This is a genomic window from Alcanivorax quisquiliarum (assembly GCF_023051175.1).
In the GTDB taxonomy this organism is placed as follows: domain Bacteria; phylum Pseudomonadota; class Gammaproteobacteria; order Pseudomonadales; family Alcanivoracaceae; genus Isoalcanivorax; species Isoalcanivorax quisquiliarum.
Genome location: NZ_JALKII010000014.1, coordinates 1 through 16,630 on the forward strand (window position 1 = coordinate 1; position 16,630 = coordinate 16,630).

The following is a 16,630-nucleotide window of genomic DNA, read 5'->3' on the forward strand; positions in this document are numbered from 1 at the left end:
CTTCAATAGAAATTTCCATGAAAAATACACCGCCAAAAAATCCCGAGCGCTAGCTAGTTTCGTTCTGGATCAAGTGCTGAATATATATTTCCTGCCGTAATCTCCCCCTCTCCCCAACCCCTCTCCCACCAGGGGAGAGGGGCTCAAGAAGGGCTCATCGTCGATTTCCGTGGCGCTATATCCGATATCCGCGAGAGTACCAACGGGTTGTCCAAAATAACGATCTTTTGCTTTTCTCTCCCCTAGTGGGACAAGCAAAACGCAGAACAGCCGCCGGCTGGCCCGAAGGGTGAGCGAATCAGCTTTTTTCCTCCCCTCTCCCCTTGTGGGAGAGGGGTTGGGGGAGAGGGGTTGGAGAGGGGGCGGCGGACATGCAGCTGCCACGATACCCGCTACATGTTGCACCGCTTTCACTTATCTTCAATAGAAATTTCCATGAAAAATACACCGCCAAAAAATCCCGAGCGCTAGCTAGTTTCGTTCTGGATCAAGTGCTGAATATATATTTCCTGCCGTAATCTCCCCCTCTCCCCAACCCCTCTCCCACCAGGGGAGAGGGGCTCAAGAAGGGCTCATCGTCGATTTCCGTGGCGCTATATCCGATATCCGCGAGAGTACCAACGGGTTGTCCAAAATAACGATCTTTTGCTTTTCTCTCCCCTAGTGGGACAAGCAAAACGCAGAACAGCCGCAGGCTGGCCCGAAGGGTGAGCGAAGCGAACAAGGGGCGGGGGAAGATGGGCTAAAAAACTCCAGCCGTTTCCAACATTCTCCGGAAGCGGCTGGTCTTTCACATTTTGGTCGAGCAAGGCGGCCCGATGAGCCAGCGGCTCGTCTGAATGATCGCACCCCCGCTGTCAGCTATACCCCGGATCAAGCCACCCCGTCGCCATCGCGCCCTGCCTGCCACCGTTGCGATTCACCCGCGCTGGCTTAACTTTGTTTCACAACCTGTGCCGCGCAAGAGGGTTGCAGCCATAGCAGCAAGGCGCTACCGTGAAAATGTCGCTGATGACACCGACTGTACCTGCTGCAATCTGCTGCAAGGAGGGCAACATGCCCAACATGCACGGCCAGGCTTCACACGGTAAGCACGCGCGCGGCCACCAGCACGAGAAGGTGGTATCGCTCTGCGAACGGCGGCGCACGGCCCAGCCGAAAATCATCCGTCTCTCTCCTGAATATGACGGCATAGAGCTCCTTTATGCCAATGATCGCCAACCGGACAAATTGTTTTCGCTGCGGGTGCTGGCGTGGGCAATGCTGGACGATGGCGAGATCACGGCGCTGGTGCCCTGGCTGAAGAAAGTGGTGCAGGCACCGCAGCTTGCCGATCCGCTGAATGGCCGCTGGGTGGGCTTTCGCCTGCCGGAAAGCGCTTATCTGTTTACCGAGGCGCCGCCGCACAAGTTACAGGAGCTTGAGGCCGCCGCCGAGTTCTTCGGCACGGCGGCGGAGCAGCAGATTCCCGATATCATCGGCACCCACGCGGTGCTCTCCGATGACGGCATGCAGACCATCAGCCTGGTGGAAGTGGTCAGTTGGCGCCTCGACCCTAATGGCGAGGTGCAGGCGATGATCGCCGATGAAGAGCTGGTCACACGCACCCCGGTGCTGCCCGGTGACCCCTGCCTGGTGCCGGTGGAGTCGATGCCGGATTTCCGCTACTTCTTCCAGCACGGTATCGCCAACCGTATCAAGGATCAGGACCCGGAGGCGCTGGCGGCCATTGCCACGTTGGCGGCGGAACAGGCGCCCCGTTGAAATCACCGCACCGGCACGGTTGATATCATTGTGATAGCGCACGGCTATGCTACGGATTTATGTAAATCATTTCCGCCATAACCGGCGGGGCGCTATGCTTGGCTTAACTTGCTGGAGCGGCTCAAGGCAGTGTGCACGAGCCCCGGCAAATACGATTTCAACCGGCGCTCACCGCCAATTTAACGCTCGACACGATATGGATTCGCGTCGAGCGTTCTTGTCTTTACCGCCCTCTCTTCCTCGCCTGCTCTGCCTCAGCTCTTCTTGCGGATCAGATAGCGATACACGCCGGCCGTCGCCTCGCTCTCCAGCAGGCTGTGCCCGAGAAACTGGCAGAAACGCGGAATGTCGCGCTCTGTGGACGGATCAGTAGCCAGCACCTCAAGCAGCTCACCCGGTGCCAGATCACGCACCCGGTTATGCAGCATCATCACTGGCTCCGGGCACAGCAGGCCACGGGCATCCAATGTCTGGGAGGGCTCAAGGGGCTGGTCGGTCATCATGCATCCTGAAAGTGTCGGGCCGGGTTTGCGGGTGACGCCGGAAGGCGCGCCACCAGCACGGGGCGGCCATTATAGCGAGCGCGCACAGCAACGCCGAGAGCAGGAAGTGCCCGGCATAGCCCAGGCCAGCTGCACTGAAGCCGCTGCCGAGCGTAAACAGCCCGGCAGCAGACACTTGCATGGCAGCTTGCAAGGTGTAATCCGCTCCCTCACGGCCCGGCCGGCAGTAATCCATCATCAAGGTGAACAGCACCACGGTGGCCAGCGCATCGGCACATTGCTCAAACAACGCCGCCGCCCAGATGGCGCCCGCTGGTGGCGACGGCATCGCGGCCAACGCTGCCCAGCCTGAAAAGGCCAGCGCCTGCATGGCACCGAACAGCAGCACGCCGCGCAGTCGATGCAAGCGGAGCAGCCACAAGCCGCCAGCCAGGGTGGCGACCAAGCCCGCCAGCGATGCCACCACATCAAGGCGGCCAACCTGAAACAGCGACCAGCCCTGATCGATCAGCATCGGCTTGAGCATACGGGAGCCGAAGCTGTCACCAACCTTGTAGCCAAGTAATAGCAATAGCCACCAGAACATGCCCGGCCGCCACCAGAACCCGACCAATGCCCGCGCCGCCTCACCAGCCCCCAGACGCTTGCCCGGCACGGCGCCGGCGGCTGGCTCAGGATAGCGGCCCACCGCCAGCAACATCATCAGCAACACCAGCGCGACCATCAGAAAAGTGGCCCGCCAGCCGGCCAGCCCGATCCACATCAGCAAGATGCCGCCACCGATGATCAGGCCGGCCTTGTAGCCGAACACCTGAATGCCATTGCCCGGCCCGCGCAGCGCAGGTGGGAGCATGCGCACGGCCAGCCCGTCCGCCGCAATATCGTGCGTGGCACAGAACAGATTGAGCAAACCCAGCAGGCCCACCAGCAGCAGAAAATCTGTCGTGAACAACCACGCCGGCTCCAGCATTGCCACACACACCATGATGCCGGCTGCGCCGAGCTGGCAGGTGATAATCCAGCGCTTGCGATGATTGGCCCGGCCCAGGCCAAGGTGATCGACCCAGGGCGCCCAGATGAATTTCAAGGCCCACGGCAGCGCGGCCAGCGACAGCAGGCCGATATGCGGCAGCGGCATACCGGCCTCTCGCGCCAGCGCCGGCACGGCTTTGGCAAGCAGGCCCGAGGGCAAGCCCTGGGCAAAATACAGCAGCACCAGCACCGACAGCAGCCGGCGTTCCCGCCAGAGCATCATCGCTGGCATCAGGCGGCCTGCGAACAGGCGGCTTGCGAACAAGCGGCCAGCGCAAAGCCGGCCTGCAACCGGACGCCCCACACCGGCGCTGCCCCACCCGGCGCAGTATGGGAAACGCGTGGTGCAAATCTGTTCTTATCCGGCGCGTGCATCGTTGATCTGCTCATGCTTGCCTCGGGTAGCGGCCGAGCCATGATGGCACCCGGCGCAGCGCTGTGGTTCAATGAGCGCCATTGTCTCCGCTATAACAAGTAAAACAACCATGAGCGTAAACAAGTTTCTGCTGTTCCCCCTGTTCGCCGCCCTGCCCCTGATCAGCTACGCCGATGAACTGGCTCCGCCAGATGTCGATCCATTCATCGAGCTCCAGTATGGCCGTGTGGATCTGGATAATCTCGGCATGGATACCAGCGCTGATGGCTACCGGGTGCGTGCCGGCTTGTGGCTGAACAGCCTGGCCACCTCGCGGCTGCAATTCGCTATGGAAGCCGGGCTGACCCAGTTAGCACGGGAAACTGAAGGTAGCCGCTTCAACCGCCTGCCCAACGCCGAAGAACAGGCGCTACCCAGCCCGCCCGACTCGGTGGATGTGGCCAACCGCGACCGGCTGGAAGTCAGCGGATATGAGTTTGGCGGCCGTATGCTGGTAAACGAGCTGATTTATGCCCGTGCCGGCGTATTCGCTCACAAGATCAAAACCCGCCACGAACAGACCCGCACGCTGAATTATGCCGGCTCATCGAGCACTCATGTGACGGCGATGCCCGCCGCGGATTCGCACAGCAAGGTGGGAGGCTACGCCGGGCTGGGCGTGCTGGTGCCATTGATGAGCAACGTCAGCCTGGCGCTGGATTATTCCGTGTATCTGGTAGATAGCGAGCAACTGGGCAGTTACGCCGCCGGGCTGCATCTGCGGTTCTGACGCATCACTGGTTGACGATCAGAGGTTGATAATCTGCAAGTGCCCCCGCAGCGCCGCAGCGCGTTTGCCGGGGGCTGTCAGATCGGCCACGGTGTATTGGCCCAGCACTGCGATGAATGCTTCGCGCGCCTTGTGCAGTGCCTCCTTGAGCCGGCAATCCGGGCTGATGACACAGCGGTTTTCCCCGCCCATGCACTCTGCCAGCGCCAGATCCGGCTCCAGCTCCCGCACCAGTTGCCCGAGATTCACCGCCGCGCCGGGCGCGGCCAGCGCCAAGCCGCCAGCCCGGCCGCGCACGGCCTCGATATAGCCACGCTTTTGCAGCTCCAGCGCCACTTTCATCAAGTGCGTGCGGGAGATGTCATACGCCTGAGAAATCTCCCGTATCGTGGCTAACCTGCCCTCTTGTTGCAGGCCAAGATAAATCAGCACGCGCAGGGCGTAATCGGTGTGCAGGGTCAGCCGCATCAGCCTGGCTTCCCGTCCACACGCGGGCTGGCCAGGATCGCTGTGTAGCGCCAGACAAACAGCGCAAATGCGATCACCCAGCAGAGGCCGCTGATGACAACTCCGGCTTTCCAGGGCAGCACCGTGAACGCGGTGAGCACGCGAATCACGGCACCGGCATGGAGCAGGATAAACGCCATTGCCATGCCACCGGGCAACACCAGTGCCCGGCCGGTATGCCCAAGGCTTACCCGGGCGATGACACCGAGGATCAGCCCGCCCATGGCGCCAACACCCGCAGCATGCAGCCAGGCGCTGGCCGGCCACCAGCCCAGCCGTGCGCCGGCCAGCAGCAACAATGCAACCGGAATCCACCACAGCGACAGGTGCAATATCCACAGCAGCGGCTCGGCACGCACCAGCCAGCCGCGCCACAACAGCAACCGCACGCCACCGGTGCTTGCGGCAAGCACCGCCAGCAGCGCCACGAGCTGCGCCGGCCACCCAGTCACCACCGCCAGCACCACCAGCAATAGCGTCACGATAACCAGCCGCTCCAGCGCAGGAATGGTGCGCACCGCTGCTGCATCACGGCCTTGCCGCTGCAACCAGTTACGTGAAAAAGCGGGGGTGATACGCCCGCCAATGACCATCATCAGCAGTGATGTGGCAAGCAACGCCGCTTCCGCAAAACGCAGCGGTGAAACCAGTAAAAAGCCTGCTTGCATGGCCCAGATCAGCCCCAGCACGGCCAGCACGATCAGGTGCCGGTGCTGGCGCGCCGCCCGGATGCGCCAGCCTGCATCAAGCATCACCAGCGGCAAAAACACCAGGTTCACGCCCACCACGATCATCTCCGGCACGCCCTGCCCGAAGGTGGCCAACAGCCGCCCCGCCAGCCACACCAGCCACAGCGCCAGCAAGGCACCGCCATGCAGCCGTTCGGTGTTGGTCCATACGCAAACGGCGGTCAGTAAAAATCCGGCGATGGCGGCGTTGAGCACACCGAACAGCATTTCATGCTGGTGCCACACCAGCGCGGGCCAGGCCAGCGGCCATTGCAGCTGGCCACTGATGATCGGCACCCAGAGTGCAACCACTGCCAATGCCCAGATCGCCAGGGACAGAAAAAAAATGCGGAATGGATAGGCTACCAGGGTTGATAATGATGCTGACGGTTTCATCGGCCATACCTGCTTGTGAGCTACGCTGCCAATGAGATTATACTAACGCCGACAAAGATGCATTATGGATGCATCTTTAATCGCAGTGTTCGGAAACGTCCGGTTCAGAAAGACAGAGCTCAGAAACGCAGGATTCAGAAACCCGGAGCCCGGAGCCCGGAGCCCGGAAAGAGAGACGACGCTTATGCATTGGCTGGCTACCGCAGCATGGCGCTGCCTGGCAGTTGTGGCGCTGGCGCTCGGTGGTGCCGGCGTTGTACTGCCCGGTTTGCCGACGGTGCCATTCTTACTGTTGGCCGCCTGGGCGGGCAGCAAGGGCTGGCCGCAACTGGAAGCACGGCTGCTGGCGCATCCGCATTACGGGCCTATCATCCAGCGTTGGCGCAGCCATCGGGCGGTGCCCCGCCGGGCGAAGTGGGCGGCTTCGGTGTTGATGATGATCAGTGCCGCCGGCGTGCTGCTTTCGCCAGCGCCGCTGTGGCTGCGTGGGGGGTTGCCGATGTTTCTGGCGCTGGTGGCGCTCTGGCTGTGGCGCCGCCCGGAGTGAGACGGTACGCAGGCGCTCGAGGCGCCTGCGTGCAATCCCGTTACTTGTCGCGCTACTTGTCGCGTTACTTGATGAACACCACGGTTTTGTTGCCATCGACGATGACGCGATCTTCCAGATGCCAGCGCACGGCGCGCAACAGCACCTGCCGCTCCACATCCTGCCCCAGTGCCTTGAGATCTTCGGCATTGTTACGATGCGATACACGCGCAACGTTCTGCTCGATGATCGGCCCCTGATCCAGCTCATCAGTAACATAATGGCTGGTGGCGCCGATCAGCTTGACGCCGCGCTCCCAGGCTTGCTGATAGGGGTTTGCGCCGATAAAGGCGGGCAGGAACGAGTGGTGAATATTGATGATCTGATGTGGGTAACGAGCAACAAATTCCGGGCTCAGAATCTGCATGTAGCGCGCCAGCACGATCAGATCTACCTGGCCTTCCAGCAGTGATAACGCCTGCTCCTCTGCCTCTGCCTTGTTGTCCGCGCTGACGCCGATGTGGTGATAGGGAATGCCGAAGCGCTCCACCTCGCCTCGCAGATCATCATGATTGGAAATCACCATCGGGATCACCGCCGGCAAATCACCGCGCATGGTGCGCCAGAGTAATTCCATCAAGGCGTGATCGTGGCGCGATACCAGAATCGCCATGCGCTTTTTCTGCGCCGCCAGCGTCAGCTGCCATTCCATACCGTAATGACTGGCAACGCTGTGCTGGAAATTGTTTTTCAGCGCATCCCAGGAGCAATCCAGGCCCGGCGTCTGAAATTCCATGCGCAGGAAAAACCGGCCACCTCGCGGATCGGAGGCGTGTTGATCAAAATCGGTGATGTTGGCGCCGTGGTGATACAGAAACGTACTCACCGCACTGATGATGCCCGGCTGATCGGCACAGGTGATCAGCAGGCGGGCGGTGGTGGCGTCTGCGGGCGGCTGCGCGCTAGTCTGCAAAGTATTCTCTCCGGTAGGCCGACGGGGTCATGCCGGTCCATTTCTTGAATGCACGATGAAACGAGCTGGCTTCGCTGAACCCCATCAGCAGTGCTATCTCGTCGATCGACAGGTCGGGTTTCGACAGGTAATACACGGATGCATCCTTGCGGATCGCGTCCTTGATTTCCTGGTAACTGGTGTTGCCATCCTTGAGCCGGCGGCGCAAGGTTTGCGGTGTCATATTGAGCTTCTCGCAGATTTCGGAGAAATCCGGGAAGTTGTTGCCATATTCTTTCGAGATGATGGCGCGAATCTGCGCCGGCAGGCCGACATTGTGCACATTGCCGTCGATCAGCTGCGCCAGTGAATCTTTCAGGAAGCGCGACAACGACAGCTCGTTCTGCACCAGCGGCAGATCCAGAAACTCCGCCGCAAAAAACACCCGATTGCTGCCGGCATCAAACACCACCGGGCAGGTAAAGGTGGAGCGGTACTCCCCTTCTGCACCCTTGCTGAAATCCAGCTCCACCCGCTGTGCCTCGATCGCCTTGCCGACCAGCCAGCTCATGAAGCGCAGCGACAGCATCATCAGTGATTCGATAATCACCTCGCGGAAATCCAGCCGTGGGCTGGCAGTGACCTCCAGCCAGGCCAGGCCGTCTTCGCGGTGCAGCCGTGCCTGCACTTGCAGATCGAACAGTTCGTAGAACTTGATGCCCCGGTGTATCGCCTTTTCCAGATTGGCGCAGTTGATGACGGCGTGAGCCATCATGCTGAATGTGCCGGGCTTGGATTTGCGGCCCTGCCCGAAACCGAGGAACTCATCCTGGGTCTGCTGCATGACCGCCAGCATCAGACGGATGAAGCTGTCGCGTTCGATGCGCGCGTCAGGATCATCGAGCAGGCGGCGCGGAATACCCGCCGTCTCCAGCAACGCCGGTATCGAGGCACCCGAGCGGGCCGCGCCCTGCAACACCCGGATCACCCGGTTGATGGCAATGGTCTTGCGATTAATCATGGCGCTGGCCATCTGTCATGGTCTGTTCCCGCCTCGCGAATATTCCCTTCCGAATCATGATTTTACTCACCAGCCACGGCCATTTCGCCCGCTTTGGGCGCCCCCCGCCGGGCGGGCCGCCGCCCATGATAGTAAATGTCAGACAAATTGGCACATTGCGTCATTGAGGGGCTTTACGGCGGTTCCAATAATGATCCGACTCGCCGGGCAAGCCGGCCATTGTGCAAAGTTTGTCGCCAGGGAGCCAGAAATGAAACGCGCACTGTTCGAGCAGGACCATGATATTTTCCGGGATAGCTTCCGCAAGTTCTGCCAGGAGGAAGTGCTGCCGCACCAGGAGCGCTGGATCGAGCAAGGCATTGTAGACCGTGAGGTGTGGGAAAAAGCAGGCGAACACGGCTTTCTGGTACCGTTCGTCGAAGAGGAGTTCGGCGGCCTTGGCCTGGACGACTTCCGCTATGCCCAGGTAATGATCGAGGAGCTGGCGCGCATCGGCGAATCGGGGTTCGCCTTGAGCCTGCACAACGATGTCATTGCGCCTTATCTGCACACCTATGGCACCGCCGAGCAGAAAGCCCGCTACCTGCCCGGTGTGGCCAGCGGCAAGACCATCCTCGCCATTGCCATGACCGAGCCGGGCACCGGCTCCGATCTGCAAGCAATGAAAACCAGCCTGGAGGACCAGGGCGATCATTACATCCTCAACGGCCAGAAGACCTTCATCTCCAACGGCATTCTCGCCGATCTGGTGATCGTGGCCGCGAAATCGAAGGAAGGTGTGACGCTGGTGCTGGTGGAGCGCGGCATGGAAGGTTTCGAACGCGGCCGCAATCTGAAGAAGATGGGCATGAAGGCGCAGGATACCGCCGAGCTGTTCTTCGAAAACGTGCGGGTGCCAAAGGAAAACGTGCTCGGCCAGCCCGGCATGGGCTTCATGTACCTGATGCAGAAGCTCGCTCAGGAGAGGCTGGTGTGCGCAGTGGGCGCCATTGCCGGTGCCTGGTTCGCGTTCGACGAGACGCTGAAATATGTGAAAGAACGCACCGCCTTCGGCAAGCCCATCGGCAAATTCCAGAATACCCGCTTCAAGATGGCGGAAATGAAAACCGAGATCACCATCGGCCAGCATTTCGTCGATAACCTGGTGCAGCAGCACCTGCGCGGCGAAGTGACTCCGGAAGAAGCCTGCATGGCCAAATACTGGACGACCGATCTGGTCAATAAGGTGGTCGATGAGGGTGTGCAGCTGCACGGCGGTTACGGCTACATGGATGAGTATCCGATTTGCCGCGCCTATACCGATGCGCGCATTACCCGCATTTTTGCCGGCACCAATGAAATCATGAAGGAAGTCATCGGGCGCGGCATGGGGCTGTAACCGGCGCCCCCCAAGCACAGGAGCAACCACGCATGTCTGCACTGCAATTCGATGATCGTGTGGTCATTGTCACGGGCGCCGGCAACGGCCTGGGACGCAGCCATGCGCTGGCGTTTGCGGCCCGTGGCGCACGGGTGGTGGTGAATGATCTCGGCGCCTCCACCACCGGCGAAGGCAGCGATCTGCGCGCTGCCGACCAGGTGGTGGCGGAGATCGTCGCGGCCGGCGGCGAGGCGGTGGCCAGCCATGATTCGGTGACCGACGGCGGCCACATCGTTGACTGCGCGATGGACAATTTTGGCCGGATCGACGTGGTGGTGAACAACGCGGGTATCCTGCGCGATCGTGCGTTTCACAACATGACCGCCGAGGATTGGGATCTGGTTTATAACGTGCATGTGCGCGGTGCGTTCAGCGTCAGCCATGCCGCCTGGCCTCACCTGCGAGCGCAGGAATATGGCCGGCTGATCTTTACCGCCTCGGCGGCGGGCCTGTACGGCAATTTCGGGCAGGCTAATTACAGTATGGCCAAGCTCGGCCTGCACGGGCTGGCGCAGACGCTCGCCATCGAAGGCGCCAGCCGTAATATCGTCGCCAATACCATTGCGCCGGTGGCCGGCAGCCGCATGACCGAAACCATCATGCCGCCGCAGATCGTGGCCCAGCTCAAGCCGGAGTTCGTCACGCCGCTGGTGCTCAAGCTTTGCCACGAAAGCCACCGCGAGGGCGGCCGGCTGTTCGAGGTGGGCGCCGGCTGGGCCGGCCAGGTGCGCTGGGCGCGCAGCAAAGGGCACGGGTTCCCCGTTGACCCCCCGCTGACGCCGGAAGACATCGCCGCTCAGTGGCAACACATCACCGACTTCACCGACGCCGATCACCCGGCCTCGGCGCAGGAGGCGCTGGTGAGCATGCTCGCCAACCTGCAAAACCGGGGCTGATCAAGCGGCTTGCCGGCCCCACCGTGGCGCCGCAACGGCACCGGCGGCGCAACAAACTCCCCGGCAGCCTCGCGCTTGCGCAGCATTGGTCGTTTGAAACATCGCAACTGAAAACTGTCTCCCCGCCCGCTCCGCCCTGGCAACGCTGCGGTTGTCGTGCGCTTTGCTTTCCTTGCCGCAGCCGCTGCGCCACGCTGCAGATGTTATTACGCGCTCTTCTATGCAGGCTTTGGTTAGAACAATTCGTTCCAGCCACACGGTTGCGTGTACGACAGCCAGGCCCCAGTCTCCTATATGGGTCTGGCGAGGTGCCAGAGGGTTGCGGGGCGAAGTTTTTGACCTCGATTATCCACAGCTGTCAGGGAGACAGACCATGAAAGTTGAAGATGTCATGACCAGCGACCCCCATTACCTGCAAGCCGACGCTACCTTGCAGGATGCTGCCCGCATGATGCGCGAGTGCAATTGCGGCATGTTGCCCATCGCCGGCCATGGTGATCAGCAAACGAGGCTGATGGGCATTATCACCGACCACGATATCGTCATTCGCGGCCTGGCGGAGGGGCATGGCCCGGAGAGCAAGGCTGCCGATTGCATGACAGACAAAGTGCTCTACTGCTTCCGCGATGATGACCTCAACGAAGTGGCACGCAACATGAACAGTCAGCATGTGCAGCGGCTGGTGGTGCTGGATAGCGCCAGCAGCAAACAGTTGTGCGGTGTCATCTCCCTCTCGGATATTGCCGCCCACAGTGATGCCGCCCTGCAAGGCGTAATTTCCGATTGCAGTCGCCCCTATGAATCAATGCACTGAAGCCTGCGCCGGGCGGCGCCTCACCCGCCGCCCGGCAGCGGTTGTTATTTCCGACCCGATTCCCTCCACTTTCCGCTCTCCATCCCCCCTCGCACCACGATCTGCCGCAGCGACTTGCGTGCCCGATCACGAGCGCCCTCCCTGTGACTGGCGCCCAGAGCAACCGGAGGGCGGCTCTGCGTGCCATAACTTTGATCGGGAGCTTGAAAATACCCAAAAAGGGTATCAACATACCCAGTATGGGTATAGACGCTGCGATCCACACAAGCCTCGCCGACGCACTGTTCTCACAGACACAGCAGCGGGTGCTTGGGCTGTTGTTCGGCCAGCCCGAGCGATCCTTCTTCACCAACGAAGTCATCGCGCTGGCAGGAATAGGTGCCGGCTCGGTACAACGAGAACTGAGACGGCTGGCCGACAGCGGCCTTGTCACCGTCTCGAAAATCGGCAACCAGAAACATTACCAGGCCAATCCCGCAAGCCCCCTGTTTCAAGAGCTATGCAGCCTTGCGCGGAAGACGTTTGGTTTGGCCGATGTTCTGAAAAGTGCACTGCGCCCTCTTGAAGAACATATCTCTCTTGCCCTGCTTTATGGCTCTGTGGCGCGCAGGCAAGACCGTGCCGGAAGCGACATTGACCTGATGGTGGTTTCCGATACGATAATGCTCGAAACGCTTTACCAGATGCTGGAAAGCGCCGAAAAAACACTGGGGCGTTCTGTATCGCCACTGCTTTATACCCATGCCGAATTCTCTCGCCGCCTGGAGGAAGACAACCCTTTTCTCCGCAACGTGCTACATGGGGAAACGGTTGAACTGATTGGACACAAGGACGATGTCTTCAAATCTGGAAAATCTGGTCAGGACTGGCCAGCTCAAGCTTGAACCCGCCGCCGAGCAAGAGGTTCGCGGCCTGCTCGAATCGGGCCAGCGCCGCTTGAGAGACGCGGACAATAAAGAGCTGGCTCTGGAGAGCCGGTTCGACCTCGCCTACAACGCCGCCCACGCTCTTTCTCTTGCTGCACTTCGCCGTTCGGGATTCCGATCAGAGAACCGCTATCTGGTGTTTCAAACCCTGTCGCACACCACCGACTTGTCTGCCGCACAATGGCGGGTTCTGAACGACGCGCATCGGCGACGCAATCTGGCGGAGTACGAAGGGCACCTCGAAATTGATGAAGGGCTGGTGGCGGCGATCATCCGCGTGGCCCACCAGATACAAGCCCACCTGGCCGCCTTTCTGGAGTAACCCGCTATTTTGCTCGTCATCTTGAGTTGCGGCCGCTCCAGCTTGCGCGTTTAACATCTCGGCAAGCGCCTCACACTCTCGCGGTTTTTATTAGCGCCCTGCCCCGGCGCTCTGCCCCGGCGCTTTGTCGAGAGTGCTGCGCGGTGGTTGCCCCGCTATCTGTAGCCCCTGAAAAACCTTGGCGCCGGTGATACACAGCAGGTTTTATGCACAAAATGTATACTTGGGCCGGTAAATAACCCGCGCAATCCGGCGCGGGCAGATGATGGTGGGGGAGTATGGCAGACCGTTCACATCTTACGTCCCTGCGCTTTGCCAGCGCTCTGCGCGAAGCATGCCTGAAAGAACCTTACACACGGCAGCGGCTGTCGGCGGATCTGTTTGCCGGGCTGTCGGTGGGGCTGATCGCGATTCCGCTGTCGATGGCGCTGGCAGTTGCCATCGGCGTATCACCGCAATACGGCCTTTATACCGGCATGGTAGCGGGGCTGATTATTGCCCTGACGGGAGGCTCGCGGTTTTCTGTTTCCGGCCCCACTGCGGCATTCGTCGTGGTGTTGCAGCCGGTGGTGTTCCAGTTCGGCCTCGGCGGGTTGCTGCTGGCAACGCTGATGGCCGGGATCATTCTGGTGCTGATGGCGCTGGCGCGGCTGGGCCGCTTTATCGAATACATTCCGGCACCGGTGACGCTGGGGTTTACCGCCGGGATTGCGATTGTCATTGCGACGCTCCAGATCCGGGATTTTCTCGGGCTGCAAACCGGCGAGCTGCCGCTGCACTATCTTGAGCGGTTGACGGCGCTGTGGCGGGCGTTGCCGAGCCTGCACTGGCCGAGCCTGGTCACCGGCCTGTTGACGTTGCTGGTGCTGATTTTCTGGCCGCGCCTGAAACTGCGGCTGCCGGGCCATTTGCCGGCGGTGCTGGTGGGCGTGGGTGCCTCGCTGGCGTTTGCTGCGCTGGGCGATCCAGTGGAAACCATTGGCAGCCGCTTCAGTTATCCATTGCCGGACGGCGGCACAGGTGCGGGTATCCCGCCGTTTTTCCCCGATTTCAAATTGCCCTGGCTCTGGCCGATGCCTGATGGCGGCAGCTTGCTGAGCACGGAAACCCTGCGTGCGCTGCTGCCGGCTGCCTTCACCATCGCCATGCTCGGCGCCATCGAATCGCTGCTGTGTGCGGTGGTGCTGGATGGCATGAGCGGCCGCCGGCACAACGCCAATGGCGAGCTGCTCGGCCAGGGGCTGGGCAATATTGCGGCGCCGTTTTTCGGTGGCTTTGCGGCGACGGCGGCGCTGGCGCGTTCCGCTGCCAACTACCGCGCTGGTGCCACGTCGCCCGTGGCAGCGGTGGTGCATGCGCTGGTGCTGGTCGTTACGGTGCTGGCGCTGGCGCGCTGGCTGAGTTATCTGCCGATGGCATCCATGGCGGCGCTGCTGTTGATGGTGGCCTGGAACATGAGCGAGGCACCGAAGGTGCGCAATCTGCTGGCGCGGGCGCCTGGCCCGGATGTGCTGGTGTTGCTGGTGTGCCTGTCTCTAACGGTGTTGTTCGATATGGTGATCGCCATTGCGGTAGGTATCGTGCTGGCCTCGCTGTTGTTCATGCAGCAGATTGCTGCCATGACGCGCGTGACGGATATCAGCGGCCAGCGCAAATTGCTGGGCGATCTGCCGGTGCCGGAGGGCTGGCGCGTGATCAAGATTTCCGGGCCGCTGTTTTTCGCGGCGGCGGAGCGCGTGTTCGATGAGCTGCTGGTGAAGTGCCGCGATCAGCGCGGCGTGATCCTGTACATGGATGGCGTGCCGATTCTCGATGCGGGTGGTTTGCAGGCGTTTGCGCAATTCACCGCTCGTGCCGCTCGCATGGGTACGGAAATCATTGTGGCGGATGTGCAGTTTCAGCCACTTCGCACTTTCGCACGCGCAGGCATTGAGCCACGCGACGGTGAGCTGGCGTTCAGCCCCACCCTTGCTGCGGCATTGGAAAGCCTGCTGGAACGTGAGCGCGGCGTGGCAGACGGTGCCACCCCGACCTGACGCCGGCACGCATTCATGTCGGTATACGGGCTGCGGCGAAGTGCAGTGTGACAACGCCGCCGCCCGACGCTGATTGAACGCCCGTCTCGGGCAATGGCAAGATGGCACCTGATGACGCGGCTTCTTCGTCCACACCGGCCTTGCCGCAGCGGTTGCTGTCGACTCGGGCATGGCGCCTTGCAGGCGCCACTTGCCCACAGCAAACGCGGAACCTCTATCTGGATGTCATGCAGAAAATCTATCTGGTCTACGACGCACAGTGCCCGGCTTGTGATCATTACTGCCATCTGGTGCGGATTCGCGAATCTGTCGGCGAGCTGGTGCTGGTGGATGCCCGCGAGCCGGGCCCGCTGATGGACGAGATCAGTGCGGCCGGGCTGGATATCGATCAAGGCATGGTGCTCAAGCTGGATCACCAGCTGTATTACGGTGCCGATGCGATCCATATGCTGGCGTTGCTGGGCTCACCTTCGGGCGTCTTCAACCGCTTCAATCGCTGGTTGTTCGGCTCGCGCCATGTATCGCGCTGGCTCTATCCGGTGTTGCGAGCCTGCCGCAATTTGCTGTTGAAGGCGCTGCGCAAGAAACGCATCAATAATCTGCAACGCCCCGGCCGCGAGGTTTTCTGAACCGCTGCGCCCGGTTTGGCCGGCCATGCGCTTTTGGCAGCGTGAAAATGTTTCTCCGCTCAGCCGTTATTGTTGGAAACGCACCGGGCGCTCCTCCTATCAGGGTGTTGAAAAAGTCTCTTCGATGCTTTTTCAAGCCTGATGGAGCCGTCAGCGCAGGCTGTTTTTCGACAGCCTGCTATTCGTTCGGACTACCGTTGCGTCTCCGGCAACGACGCCTGATCGCTGCCGGAGGGCTACCGTTATCGTGCCGTTGTGCGTGCTGCCGGTAATGATGCAGGCCGCTGAGCTGGCTCGCCAAACCGGTACAGGAGCCCGAACGTAAACAGATCGGTGTCTTCTCTCGGCACGGCGTAATGATCCCAGCCAAGCCGCATGAACCAGTGGCCAGCCAACTGCCGCTCCACCGCAAGGCCGAGCACCGGATCAGTTCCGCTCAGGCTGCCCTTGTCGTTGCCGAGCGCGTAATCCATTTCCCAGCGTGCCGCGCCGAGGCGGGTCAGCAGGTGCCAGGTTTCGCTGATCGGATAGCGCGCCACCAGCGACAGCTCCCACAGATCTCCGGTGATGGGCGCAACCTCGGCCAGTTGTCGGGCCGATGTGGGGCTGAAGCCATCAAATGCCAGCGTGATTTCGCCCAGCCGGGTATAGCCGCCTTCCACGGCGAGAAAGCTCAAGCTTTGGGTAAAGTGATAGCCGCCATACACCTTCCAGCCGGTGCGCTCGGTATCGGTTGCGCGCCCGGTGCCGGTCAGGCCGGTATCGGCAAGGCGCTGGGTGAGTTGAGCGTCGCTCACGCTGGTGGTGGCCTGCCCGGCGCTGGCACCAAGATAGAATGAAGCAGCCTCGCTCGGTGGTGTGACAAGCACCAGCAATAATCCGAATGCCCATGCGCCAGCCCCCAGGCGCGTTCCGGTTTTCCATCTGTAACGCATTACCGTTTCCTTTTTTTCGTGCTGCAAAAGCCGGCGTTGTCTGATTTGTTGCGCTGCCGCCCACGGCGGGCGGCAGCG

Annotated in this window: 17 protein-coding genes; 10 read left to right on the forward strand and 7 right to left on the reverse strand. The window is 61.2% G+C overall.

The window, feature by feature from the left end; genetic code table 11:
- Nucleotides 1-1,056 precede the first annotated feature (1,056 nt).
- The gene (locus MU846_RS13730; RefSeq protein WP_246953707.1) at nucleotides 1,057-1,764 is read left to right on the forward strand and encodes a hypothetical protein; all 708 of its coding nucleotides are present in this window, start codon (nucleotides 1,057-1,059) and stop codon (nucleotides 1,762-1,764) included.
- 254 nt (nucleotides 1,765-2,018) lie between these two features.
- Here the strand turns inward: MU846_RS13730 and tusA are convergent, their stop codons facing one another.
- Entirely contained in the window at nucleotides 2,019-2,264 is a 246-nt protein-coding gene (gene tusA, locus MU846_RS13735) for a sulfurtransferase TusA (RefSeq protein ID WP_246953709.1), read from the reverse strand.
- The gene (locus MU846_RS13740) at nucleotides 2,245-3,531 is read right to left on the reverse strand and encodes an MFS transporter (protein ID WP_246953711.1); all 1,287 of its coding nucleotides are present in this window, start codon (nucleotides 3,529-3,531) and stop codon (nucleotides 2,245-2,247) included. The genes tusA and MU846_RS13740 overlap by 20 nt, the downstream gene beginning before the upstream one ends.
- A 253-nt stretch (nucleotides 3,532-3,784) precedes the next feature.
- Between MU846_RS13740 and MU846_RS13745 the strand changes: the two genes are divergently transcribed.
- Complete coding sequence (locus MU846_RS13745) at nucleotides 3,785-4,444, forward strand: hypothetical protein (RefSeq protein ID WP_246953713.1); 660 nt, start codon at nucleotides 3,785-3,787, stop codon at nucleotides 4,442-4,444.
- An 18-nt stretch (nucleotides 4,445-4,462) separates the two neighbouring features.
- Here the strand turns inward: MU846_RS13745 and MU846_RS13750 are convergent, their stop codons facing one another.
- Nucleotides 4,463-4,912, reverse strand: coding sequence for an Rrf2 family transcriptional regulator (locus MU846_RS13750; RefSeq protein WP_246953715.1), 450 nt, complete (start codon nucleotides 4,910-4,912; stop codon nucleotides 4,463-4,465).
- Nucleotides 4,912-6,075 (reverse strand): NnrS family protein, encoded by a 1,164-nt coding sequence (locus MU846_RS13755; RefSeq protein WP_246953717.1) that lies wholly within the window; start codon nucleotides 6,073-6,075, stop codon nucleotides 4,912-4,914. The genes MU846_RS13750 and MU846_RS13755 overlap by 1 nt, the downstream gene beginning before the upstream one ends.
- A gap of 184 nt (nucleotides 6,076-6,259) precedes the next feature.
- Here MU846_RS13755 and MU846_RS13760 point away from each other — a divergent pair, with 184 nt between their 5' ends.
- A complete protein-coding gene (locus tag MU846_RS13760; RefSeq protein WP_246953719.1) occupies nucleotides 6,260-6,622 on the forward strand; it encodes a YbaN family protein in 363 nt (120 codons plus the stop codon).
- A gap of 64 nt (nucleotides 6,623-6,686) precedes the next feature.
- Here the strand turns inward: MU846_RS13760 and purU are convergent, their stop codons facing one another.
- Both purU and MU846_RS13770 read right to left on the reverse strand, forming a co-directional pair.
- Nucleotides 6,687-7,574, reverse strand: a complete 888-nt coding sequence (gene purU, locus MU846_RS13765) for a formyltetrahydrofolate deformylase (RefSeq protein WP_246953721.1) — start codon at nucleotides 7,572-7,574, stop codon at nucleotides 6,687-6,689.
- Nucleotides 7,564-8,574: an AraC family transcriptional regulator gene (locus MU846_RS13770; RefSeq protein ID WP_246953723.1), complete on the reverse strand. Its 1,011-nt coding sequence runs from the start codon at nucleotides 8,572-8,574 to the stop codon at nucleotides 7,564-7,566. Before MU846_RS13770 ends, purU begins: the two co-directional genes overlap by 11 nt.
- Nucleotides 8,575-8,824: 250 nt before the next feature.
- Between MU846_RS13770 and MU846_RS13775 the strand changes: the two genes are divergently transcribed.
- The 7 genes from MU846_RS13775 to MU846_RS13805 all read left to right on the forward strand — a co-directional run bounded on the left by MU846_RS13775 (nucleotide 8,825) and on the right by MU846_RS13805 (nucleotide 15,617).
- Nucleotides 8,825-9,952 carry an acyl-CoA dehydrogenase family protein gene (locus tag MU846_RS13775; RefSeq protein WP_246953725.1) on the forward strand — a complete coding sequence of 376 codons (1,128 nt, stop codon included), beginning with the start codon at nucleotides 8,825-8,827 and terminating at the stop codon, nucleotides 9,950-9,952.
- 32 nt (nucleotides 9,953-9,984) lie between these two features.
- A complete protein-coding gene (locus tag MU846_RS13780) occupies nucleotides 9,985-10,890 on the forward strand; it encodes an SDR family oxidoreductase (RefSeq protein WP_246953727.1) in 906 nt (301 codons plus the stop codon).
- Between the two features lie 373 nt (nucleotides 10,891-11,263).
- Entirely contained in the window at nucleotides 11,264-11,704 is a 441-nt protein-coding gene (locus MU846_RS13785; RefSeq protein WP_246953729.1) for a CBS domain-containing protein, read from the forward strand.
- Between the two features lie 239 nt (nucleotides 11,705-11,943).
- Complete coding sequence (locus MU846_RS13790) at nucleotides 11,944-12,588, forward strand: transcriptional regulator (RefSeq protein WP_246953731.1); 645 nt, start codon at nucleotides 11,944-11,946, stop codon at nucleotides 12,586-12,588.
- A complete protein-coding gene (locus tag MU846_RS13795; protein WP_246953733.1) occupies nucleotides 12,539-12,952 on the forward strand; it encodes a hypothetical protein in 414 nt (137 codons plus the stop codon). Before MU846_RS13790 ends, MU846_RS13795 begins: the two co-directional genes overlap by 50 nt.
- Before the next feature lie 278 nt (nucleotides 12,953-13,230).
- Nucleotides 13,231-14,988 carry a C4-dicarboxylic acid transporter DauA gene (dauA, locus tag MU846_RS13800; protein WP_246953735.1) on the forward strand — a complete coding sequence of 586 codons (1,758 nt, stop codon included), beginning with the start codon at nucleotides 13,231-13,233 and terminating at the stop codon, nucleotides 14,986-14,988.
- Nucleotides 14,989-15,089: 101 nt separating this feature from the next.
- Nucleotides 15,090-15,617 carry a DCC1-like thiol-disulfide oxidoreductase family protein gene (locus tag MU846_RS13805; protein ID WP_246953737.1) on the forward strand — a complete coding sequence of 176 codons (528 nt, stop codon included), beginning with the start codon at nucleotides 15,090-15,092 and terminating at the stop codon, nucleotides 15,615-15,617.
- 242 nt (nucleotides 15,618-15,859) lie between these two features.
- On the opposite strand, the gene MU846_RS13810 is transcribed toward MU846_RS13805, so the two are convergent.
- On the reverse strand, nucleotides 15,860-16,552 hold the full coding sequence (locus MU846_RS13810) for an outer membrane beta-barrel protein (protein ID WP_246953738.1): 693 nt from the start codon (nucleotides 16,550-16,552) through the stop codon (nucleotides 15,860-15,862).
- Nucleotides 16,553-16,630: the final 78 nt, after the last annotated feature.

Excerpts from the sequence above, each read along its gene's own strand:
- MU846_RS13785 (WP_246953729.1), top strand. The coding sequence starts at position 11,264 with ATGAAAGTTGAAGATGTCATGACCAGCGACCCCCATTACCTGCAAGCC.
- MU846_RS13795 (WP_246953733.1), top strand. The coding sequence starts at position 12,539 with ATGTCTTCAAATCTGGAAAATCTGGTCAGGACTGGCCAGCTCAAGCTT.
- MU846_RS13810 (WP_246953738.1), bottom strand. The coding sequence starts at position 16,552 with ATGCGTTACAGATGGAAAACCGGAACGCGCCTGGGGGCTGGCGCATGG.
- MU846_RS13805 (WP_246953737.1), top strand. The coding sequence starts at position 15,090 with ATGGCACCTGATGACGCGGCTTCTTCGTCCACACCGGCCTTGCCGCAG.
- MU846_RS13740 (WP_246953711.1), bottom strand. The coding sequence starts at position 3,531 with ATGCCAGCGATGATGCTCTGGCGGGAACGCCGGCTGCTGTCGGTGCTG.
- tusA (WP_246953709.1), bottom strand. The coding sequence starts at position 2,264 with ATGACCGACCAGCCCCTTGAGCCCTCCCAGACATTGGATGCCCGTGGC.
- MU846_RS13790 (WP_246953731.1), top strand. The coding sequence starts at position 11,944 with ATGGGTATAGACGCTGCGATCCACACAAGCCTCGCCGACGCACTGTTC.
- MU846_RS13755 (WP_246953717.1), bottom strand. The coding sequence starts at position 6,075 with ATGAAACCGTCAGCATCATTATCAACCCTGGTAGCCTATCCATTCCGC.
- MU846_RS13780 (WP_246953727.1), top strand. The coding sequence starts at position 9,985 with ATGTCTGCACTGCAATTCGATGATCGTGTGGTCATTGTCACGGGCGCC.
- dauA (WP_246953735.1), top strand. The coding sequence starts at position 13,231 with ATGGCAGACCGTTCACATCTTACGTCCCTGCGCTTTGCCAGCGCTCTG.
- MU846_RS13745 (WP_246953713.1), top strand. The coding sequence starts at position 3,785 with ATGAGCGTAAACAAGTTTCTGCTGTTCCCCCTGTTCGCCGCCCTGCCC.
- MU846_RS13750 (WP_246953715.1), bottom strand. The coding sequence starts at position 4,912 with ATGCGGCTGACCCTGCACACCGATTACGCCCTGCGCGTGCTGATTTAT.
- MU846_RS13760 (WP_246953719.1), top strand. The coding sequence starts at position 6,260 with ATGCATTGGCTGGCTACCGCAGCATGGCGCTGCCTGGCAGTTGTGGCG.
- MU846_RS13770 (WP_246953723.1), bottom strand. The coding sequence starts at position 8,574 with ATGATTAATCGCAAGACCATTGCCATCAACCGGGTGATCCGGGTGTTG.
- MU846_RS13775 (WP_246953725.1), top strand. The coding sequence starts at position 8,825 with ATGAAACGCGCACTGTTCGAGCAGGACCATGATATTTTCCGGGATAGC.
- MU846_RS13730 (WP_246953707.1), top strand. The coding sequence starts at position 1,057 with ATGCCCAACATGCACGGCCAGGCTTCACACGGTAAGCACGCGCGCGGC.